This window comes from Brevundimonas sp. UBA7534, from assembly GCF_002479325.1.
Classification (GTDB): Bacteria; Pseudomonadota; Alphaproteobacteria; order Caulobacterales; family Caulobacteraceae; genus Brevundimonas.
The window spans coordinates 1-7756 of the sequence record NZ_DLMO01000058.1 but is presented as its reverse complement, the minus strand read 5'-3'; the positions used below and the strand labels follow the sequence as shown (position 1 = coordinate 7756).

General features: G+C 68.0%; 8 protein-coding genes. 4 read left to right on the top strand and 4 right to left on the bottom strand.

Annotated elements, in window-relative coordinates; genetic code table 11:
• Positions 1–22: 22 nt before the first annotated feature.
• Positions 23–1165 (top strand): bifunctional 2-C-methyl-D-erythritol 4-phosphate cytidylyltransferase/2-C-methyl-D-erythritol 2,4-cyclodiphosphate synthase, encoded by a 1143-nt coding sequence (locus tag B2U11_RS04230; RefSeq protein WP_292070167.1) that lies wholly within the window; start codon positions 23–25, stop codon positions 1163–1165.
• Here the strand turns inward: B2U11_RS04230 and B2U11_RS04225 are convergent.
• Positions 1157–1360, bottom strand: coding sequence for a hypothetical protein (locus tag B2U11_RS04225; protein WP_292070166.1), 204 nt, complete (start codon positions 1358–1360; stop codon positions 1157–1159). The two genes, B2U11_RS04230 and B2U11_RS04225, sit on opposite strands and share 9 nt — an antisense overlap.
• A gap of 35 nt (positions 1361–1395) precedes the next feature.
• Positions 1396–3693 (bottom strand): spermidine synthase, encoded by a 2298-nt coding sequence (locus tag B2U11_RS04220; RefSeq protein WP_292070165.1) that lies wholly within the window; start codon positions 3691–3693, stop codon positions 1396–1398.
• Between the two features lie 41 nt (positions 3694–3734).
• Between B2U11_RS04220 and B2U11_RS04215 the strand changes: the two genes are divergently transcribed.
• Both B2U11_RS04215 and B2U11_RS04210 read left to right on the top strand, forming a co-directional pair.
• Positions 3735–4223, top strand: a complete 489-nt coding sequence (locus B2U11_RS04215; RefSeq protein WP_292070164.1) for a CinA family protein — start codon at positions 3735–3737, stop codon at positions 4221–4223.
• A complete protein-coding gene (locus B2U11_RS04210) occupies positions 4220–4477 on the top strand; it encodes a sulfurtransferase TusA family protein (RefSeq protein ID WP_201217254.1) in 258 nt (85 codons plus the stop codon). The genes B2U11_RS04215 and B2U11_RS04210 overlap by 4 nt, the downstream gene beginning before the upstream one ends.
• Here the strand turns inward: B2U11_RS04210 and B2U11_RS04205 are convergent.
• A complete protein-coding gene (locus B2U11_RS04205) occupies positions 4431–5279 on the bottom strand; it encodes a YihY/virulence factor BrkB family protein (RefSeq protein WP_414632932.1) in 849 nt (282 codons plus the stop codon). The genes B2U11_RS04210 and B2U11_RS04205 overlap by 47 nt on opposite strands.
• Before the next feature lie 290 nt (positions 5280–5569).
• Between B2U11_RS04205 and B2U11_RS04200 the strand changes: the two genes are divergently transcribed.
• Complete coding sequence (locus B2U11_RS04200; RefSeq protein ID WP_292070160.1) at positions 5570–6883, top strand: diguanylate cyclase domain-containing protein; 1314 nt, start codon at positions 5570–5572, stop codon at positions 6881–6883.
• A gap of 3 nt (positions 6884–6886) precedes the next feature.
• On the opposite strand, the gene B2U11_RS04195 is transcribed toward B2U11_RS04200, so the two are convergent.
• On the bottom strand, positions 6887–7756 hold an 870-nt coding region (locus B2U11_RS04195), incomplete at its 5' end, for a TRCF domain-containing protein (RefSeq protein WP_292070158.1).

Here is a 7756-nt window from a genome sequence, read left to right as displayed (position 1 = left end):
GGCGCGCGCTCTAGAAGGCGACATGAGGTTTTCAGACATCATCGTCGCGGCCGGATCGGGCTCTCGCGCCGGCGGGGACAAGCAGTGGCGCGACTTGGGCGGGCAGCCCGTGCTGCGTCACTCCTTCGAGGCGCTGCGGGCCGCGGGGGCCGAAGAAATCGTGGTCGTGCTGGCTCCCGGCGCCGAAGCACGGGCACGGGAAACACTGGCAGGGCTAGAAGGATGGCGCGGGGTCGTGGGCGGATCGACGCGGGCCGCTTCCGTGCGCGCGGGTCTGGCCGCCCTGGCCTGTCCGCCAGGCCAGCCGGTTCTGATCCACGACGCGGCGCGCCCCCTATTGCCCAAGGCGGTTGTTCAGCGCCTGCTTGAGGCGCTGGAAACGCATGACGGCGCCTTGCCCGCCCTGCCGGTGGCCGACAGCCTCCGTCGGGGACCAGCGGGGACCATGGAGGGCGTAGCCGACCGCGAGGGGCTCTGGCGCGCGCAAACCCCTCAGGCATTCAAGCGCAGCGTCATCGAGCTGGCCTACGCCGCCTGGGCCGACGAGCAGCCGCCCGCTGACGAGGCAGAGGTCGTACAGCGACACGGTGGCCGGGTGGCCCTTGTGGCCGGCGACCCGCGCCTGATGAAGCTGACCTATCCAGAGGATTTCGCCATGGCCGAGGCCCTGCTCCCCCGCCAGATCCGCATCGGATCGGGCTATGACGTCCATCGGTGGGGTCCGGGCGGATCCGTCTGGCTATGCGGGATCGAGGTGCCGCACGACCAGACGCTGATCGGCCATTCGGACGCCGACGCCGGTCTGCACGCCCTGACCGACGCCCTGCTGGGGGCCATCGCAGACGGAGACATCGGCGACCACTTCCCGCCGACCGATCCAAAGTGGAAGGGCGCGTCGTCAGACCGCTTCCTGGTTCACGCCGCTGAACGGGTAAAGGCGCGCGGGGGCCGCATCGTCAACGTGGACGTGACCCTGATCTGTGAACGGCCGAAGGTGAAGTCGCACCGGGATGCGATGCGCCAGCGCATCGCCGACCTGCTGGGATTGCCGCTCGACGCCGTCAGCGTGAAAGCCACGACGACCGAGGGGTTAGGCTTCACCGGCCGGGGTGAAGGCTTGGCCGCTCAGGCCGTCGTCACCGTGGATCTGCCCGCATCAACCTGACGTCGGCGGATGGGCGGCCTCCACCGGCGACTGCGTATCGCCGCCCATCGGACGCTGGTCGTCACCGCCCTGGGTGCGCAGGAAGGCGGTGGCGGCGACGCCGATGTACAGCAGGACGAACACGCCCAGCAGCACGCCCAACAGCTTCAGCATGCGACGGGGGTTCTTCAGGACGGGCGGCTTGTTGTCGGTCATCGGGTGCTGAACGCTCCACGCCGCCGCGCGCTCCCTCAACCGGCTGAATACCGCCACTGACGCATCAATGCGCCGAACAGGTTCACATAGTCATCCGTCCAGGGCCGCACGTCGGTCGGTTGCAACTGACGCCAGCGGCCGTCGTCGCGATAGGGTGCGATGCCCGCCTCGGTTCGGGCGATGACCATGGCCTCCGTCGACGCCTCGGCCATCACCGGCGTGTCGTCGCGCTCGATGTAGACCTGATGCAGGTTGGGGACGTTCAACGCCTGGGCCGCCGCCTCGGCCGGCAGGGTGATCTCCAGGTTCCTGTTGGACAGGTGCAGAACCACGACGCCGTTCGGCTTCAGCAGTCGCAGATACCCCCTGATCGCTTCGATGGTCAGCAGATGGGTCGGCACCGCGTCCGATGTGAAGGCGTCGATGATGAGCAGGTCGTACGATCCCGCCGCCTCGTGCTTCATGGTTTGGCGCGCATCGCCGAGAACCGTGCGAATCGGTCCGTCGGCGCAACCATTGATAAAGCTGAACCAGCGCGGGTCACGCGACATCCGATCCACCATCGGGTCGATCTCGAAAAAGGTCAGCCGATCCTGGGCCCGCTTGTAGGCCGCCATCGCGCCCGCACCCTGACCCACCACGCCGATCACGGCGCCGTCGGGATTGAGGCCCTGGGCTTGCAGCGCGGCCTGCCCCAATGGCGTCGAGGTCGCGTAGTACAGCGTCGGCATGCACCGGTGTCGGGCCGCCTGGGCCTGGGCCCCGTGCAGGGTCGTGCCGTGCATCAGCACATGGACCGGCCCGCCCAGCGCCGGATCCGGCGTGGTCGCGACCCGCATCACGCCGAAGAAGCTTCGCTCAGACAGGTCCCAATCGTACCCGCGGGAAATATGATAGCCGGACCAGACCATGGTCGCGATCACCACGGTGAACAGCACCGCGCGATCACGGATCAGGAAGGCGAACAACGCAGCGACACCCAACGCCGCCTGGGCCATGCGCACCATGTGCTGCTCAGGCACCTGGGCGCGGAACTCCGGGCTGTAGCGCATCGCTTCCAGAACGCCTGGGGGCGTCAGGGCGATCGCCACGCCCGCCAGCATGCAGGCCACCTCCCATCTCTTCAGGGGACCGCGCCCCCAAGGCCGAAACAGGCCCACCAGGATCAGGATGAGCGGATATTCCCAGACCATATTGAACACCGCCGGCGCGATCAGGGCGTTGAACACACCGCCGACGACCCCGCCTAGCGACAGCAGCAGATAGAATTCCGTCAGCCGGTCCGGCGCCGGCCGCCGCGCCGCCAGCAGTTGGTGGCACATCAGCGCGGTGAAGAAGAAGGTGGCCAGATGGACGGCGAAGATCACCGCCCACTCCCCCGTCCGGAAGGCGATCAGCGCCGCGCAGGCGGCCGATGCGCACCCCTGGATCGCCAAGGTCAGAGGCAGGCCGATCGCCGGCCTGGCTTCGAAGGCGATCACGAAGGTCAGCAGATACAGCGCTAGCGGCGCCACCCACAGGAACGGCGCCGAGGCCACGTCTGTCGACAGGTGCGCGGTCACTCCCAGCATCAGGCTGGACGGCGCCGCGGCCAGCAGGATCAGCATGCCGCGTTCGCGCCAGGTCATCGGGGCGCTCGCAGCCAGGACCTCGGGATCGGCCGTCGCGCCGGTCGTCGATCGACGCCGCCACACAAGAAGCGCCAGTCCCCCCACCAGCAGGACGAACAGACCGTAGCCGACGGTCCACCCCCATCTCTGCCCCGAGAGGCTGGCCAGCGGCTCGATCAGGACGGGATAGGCCAACAGGGCCAGAAAACTGCCCAGGTTGGAGGCGGCGTAGAGCACATAGGGGTTCTTTCCGTCCGCATGGCCGGCGCGAACCCTCGCGAACCAGGCCTGGAGCAAGGGCGCCGTGGCCGACAGCACCGCGAACGGCGCCCCGACCGACACGACCAGGGTTCCGAGCAACCACGCCGTGGGCGCCGAAGGATCGGGATCGCCCAGCGCGCCGCTGATCCGCAACGGCAGGAACAGCGCGGCCGCCGCCAGCAGGAGCAGGTGGATAGCGACCTGCGTTCGCAGCGCAGTGATGCGTTGAAGCAGATGCGCATAACCGTAGCCGACCAGCAGCGCCGTCTGGAAGAACACCATCGAAGCGTTCCACACAGAGGGGGAACCGCCCAGTGTCGGCAACACCAGCTTGGCGACCATCGGCTGGACCGTGAAGACCAGGCAGGCCGAGGTGAAGATCGCAACGGCGAACATCCACGGCGTCGCCCTATCGCGCTTGACGTCGGGACGAGGCGAAGCGGGGTCGACAGCGAGGGTCATCGCCTCTGGTTAGAGCCGGACTCGCGGCCTATGAAAAGATCATGTTCCCCGATGACATACGCGCTCAGGCGCAACAGATCGTCGCAAGCGCCGCCGCGCGCGGCCTGATGCTGGCCACGGCCGAAAGCTGCACCGGAGGCCTGGTCGCGGCGGCCTTGACCGAGATCGCGGGATCATCGGTCGCCCTGGATCGGGGCTTCGTCACCTACAGCAACGTCGCCAAGATGCAGATGCTGGGCGTGCCCGAAGCGACCTTGGCCGCCCACGGCGCGGTGTCGCGTCCCACCGCCGAAGCCATGGCCCAAGGCGCCGCCGCGAACTCCCAGGCGACGGTCGCGGTCTCGATCACCGGCGTGGCCGGCCCGGGTGGAGGCTCGCCCGAGAAGCCCGTGGGTCTGGTGCATTTCGCCGCCGTCGGACCCCTAGGCCTGCTCCATCGCGAGGAGCGATTCGGCGACATCGGCCGCGATCAGGTGCGGCAGGCCGCCGTGCGGGTGGCGCTGTCCCTGTTGGCGGATCAACTGGCGTGAGCCCATCGCCGGTCGTCGTCGACGCACGGGGTCATCGCTGCCCGACGCCCAGTCTCAGACTTCAGAAGGCCATGCGGGGTGCGATCCAGGGAACGCGACTGGCGCTGCTGGCCACCGATCCAATGGCGCGCATCGACGTTCCCTATCTGATGGATCAGGTCGGCGGGCGGCTGATCGCTATCGAGGAGATCGACGGCGTGCTGCGGATCACAGTCGAGACCGGCCCCGCGAGGCCCGACGCTCCGACAGGCTGACGACGCCCGCGGCCGTCTGCTCCAGTCGCGCCTGACGCCGGGCGGCGATCTCCATCTCCGTGGCGAAGGCGCCGCCGTAGAAGATGGCGTTGACGTTCCAAGACAGCCAGATCAGCAGAACCACCACGGCGCCGACCGATCCATAGGTGGCCCCCAGCGGCGCGATCTGCTCGACGTAGATGGCGCACAGCCAGGACGCCACGACGGACATCAGGGTCGCGACCAGCCCCCCGACCAGCGAGGGCAGCCAGGCGACAGGCGTCCGATGGCTCATGGCGTAGCGGTAGAGCAGCGTCAGACCCAAGGCGAGGCCAAGCGCCGGCAGCAGGGTGTCCAGCGGCCCCAATCCGCCGCCGCTCTGGGCGCCGGCCGGAGAGGCGGCGTGCGCCATGATCCGCACCGTCACCACCGCGCCGGAAACGATGGTGAACAGGGCGAAGGCGAAGACGGCTACGAAGAAGGCCAACAGGTTGAAGCGGAAAAAGCCATGCGGCTCCGTTTCGTCGTGAATCAGGTTCAGACCGGCTAGCAAGGCCTTGAATCCCCGGTGAGCGGCGTAGGCGCCGACCAGAAGGGCGAAGGCGCTCTGAGCGGAAACGGTGCGGGCAGAGGCGTTGGCCAGCCGACTGATCTCGTCCTCGAATATGCCTTGCGCTGCGGCCGGAAGAAGGTCCGCCAGGGCCGCCGCCTGCTCGCTGACCTGACCGATGGACAGACCCAGCTTGTAGAAGCCGATCAGGATGGCGATGGCGGGAAAGACGGCCAGCAAGGCGAAGAAGGACACGCCCCCGGTGTAGAGCATCACGTCGCGGCCCCAGCTGCGGGCGAACGCCCGCACCGCCAATCGGCCCCAAAAATCCGGCGCCTTCAGCACCGTGCGGCTAAGATGCGCGCTCAACCGGACTCTCTCGACCGCCTCGACAAGAGCGGGAACCTAACGGATTTGTCCGACATGGGAACCCTTCCCGTGTCGCCTCGGATTTCCCCTGACCGGCCACCCTGCGACATTGCCTGACACGCCCGCGCCTCGCTATGCTGACGGCGCCTCGCGGGGCCAAGGATGCGGCGCAAGCCCCAGGGGGAAAGACCGGTTTGGAATTCGATACGCGCGTACTGGTTCTGGCGTCGAACGACGAACGGGTCGATCGCCTGACGGCGGGGCTGGACGCGTTGGGCTGGAGAACTGTCACGGCGCGTACGCTGGAAGCGGCCGAGGCCACGCTGGGCGACTTCCCGCTGGAAGCCGCCATCGTCGACGCCGAAAGCTTTACATCCAAGGCGCTGGCCCGCCTGCGCCACGCCGCCGAACCGCGCCGCCTTCCCGTGATGGTGGTGGGCGCTCGCCCGGAGGCCGCCCCCGGCGCCGACCTCGCCATGTCCAAGGCGCCGCACCCGGTCCAGGCTTCGCTGAGGCTGGAGCAGTTGATTCGCGCCGCCATCGCCGAGGAGGAGTTCCGCCTTCGCACCTCGACCTTGGCGGCGCGCGGCGTAGGCCTGGATACACGCGCCTCGGAAGAGCCGCCGTTGCGCATCCTGGCAGCGGGCGCCGCGGACCGGCGATTTCTGGCGCTGTCGAACGCGCTCGCGGCCGGCGGGGCGGAAGTCGTGGCCGCTCCCACGCCCTACACCGCCTTCGACTTCCTGCATGAAAGCAGCTTCGACGCGGCCGTCTTGTGGGGCGCCGACGATCATGCCCCCGCCCTGTCCATCGCCTCGGGGATGAAGCGCAACACGCGCCTCTACCACATCCCGCTGATGCTTTATCTGCGGGGCAAGAACGAGATTAATCTGAGCGAGCTGTTTCATCGCGGTTTCGCCGACGTCGCCTCCTCCGACACGCCCGAGATGGAGACGGCCGAGCGCGTCCTGGCCTTGGCCCAGTCGCATCGCCGCCAACTGACCATACGAAAGGCTCTGGATTCGGTTCGCAGCCTGGAACTGATGGACCCATCGACGGGCCTGTTCACCGCCGAGCTGTTCGCCGCCCACCTGGGTCGCGTCGCCGAGGCTTCGCGCGCCCGACGCCGACCTCTTTCGGTGTGCGTGCTCCGGGTTCGCGAAGGCGACGCCGTCACCTTGGCTCGTCAGGGCGGCTGGCTGGATCGCGCCATGCCCCAGATCGGGGCCATGATCTCGCGCCTGGTCCGGGTCGAGGATACCGCGGCGCGCCTGGCCAAGGAGGTCTTCGCCCTGGCCCTGCCGGCGACGCGGGGCGAGGCGGCGCGTCTGGCGGCCGAGCGGATCGCGGCGGTCATCGGCTGCACCGCCTTCGACGCCGGTCCCGACCGCTCGCCCTTCGTCGCCGAGTTCGATGTCGGCGCGGCCGAACTTCGGCCCGGCGAAACGCCGGGCCTGCTGCTGGAACGCGCTTCCACCGACCTGTTCGCCAAGGTCGGCCAACTCTAAGAATCAGGCGGCCGCCACCCGCGCCAGGTCGGCGGTTATCCGTTCGGCGACCTTCAGTCGGTCTTCCGCCGAGGGCCATTCTCCCGTCACGACGATCTTCTGATCCGGTCGGATCTTCCAGAAGGCGTGGTTCTTCTGAATGAGGCCGATCAGACCCGCCGGGTTCGGGAAAATGTTGTCGCGAAGAGTCAGGACCGCGCCCTTGGGCCCTATGTCGATTTTCTCGATATTGGCCCGGCGGCAGTTGGCCTTGATCCCGACGATCTTGAGCAGTTGTCGCGCCTCGTCCGGCAAGGGGCCGAAGCGGTCGATCAATTCCGCGGCCAGGGCTTCGCGATCCTCGCTCTGCTCGGCGTCCGACAGACGGCGATAAAGACTGAGACGAACGTTCAGGTCGGGCACGTAATCTTCTGGAATCAGGACGGAAGCGCCCACGTTGATGGCCGGAGACCAGCCGCGATCGACCGACGCTGCCTCACCCTTTTCCTTGAGCTCGGCGACGGCGTCTTCCAGCATTTGCTGGTACAGTTCGACGCCCACCTCGCGGATGTGTCCCGACTGTTCGTCGCCCAGCAGGTTGCCGCCGCCGCGCTGATCCAGGTCGTGGCTGGCCAGCTGGAAACCGGCGCCCAGATTGTCCAGCGACTGCAGCACCTGCAGGCGCCGCTCGGCCGACAGGGTCATCGGCTTGACCGGATCGGTGGTCAGATAGGCGAAGGCCCGCGCCTTGGACCGGCCGACCCGACCCCGGATCTGATACAGTTGCGCCAGGCCGAACATGTCGGCCCGGTGCACGACCAGCGTATTCGCCGTTGGAATGTCCAGCCCGCTCTCGACGATCGTGGTCGACACCAGGACGTCATATTCTCCGTC

Coding starts and splice junctions, on each gene's coding strand:
- B2U11_RS04230 (WP_292070167.1), top strand. CDS start 23: ATGAGGTTTTCAGACATCATCGTCGCGGCCGGATCGGGCTCTCGCGCC.
- B2U11_RS04225 (WP_292070166.1), bottom strand. CDS start 1,360: ATGACCGACAACAAGCCGCCCGTCCTGAAGAACCCCCGTCGCATGCTG.
- B2U11_RS04220 (WP_292070165.1), bottom strand. CDS start 3,693: ATGACCCTCGCTGTCGACCCCGCTTCGCCTCGTCCCGACGTCAAGCGC.
- B2U11_RS04215 (WP_292070164.1), top strand. CDS start 3,735: ATGTTCCCCGATGACATACGCGCTCAGGCGCAACAGATCGTCGCAAGC.
- B2U11_RS04205 (WP_414632932.1), bottom strand. CDS start 5,279: ATGCTCTACACCGGGGGCGTGTCCTTCTTCGCCTTGCTGGCCGTCTTT.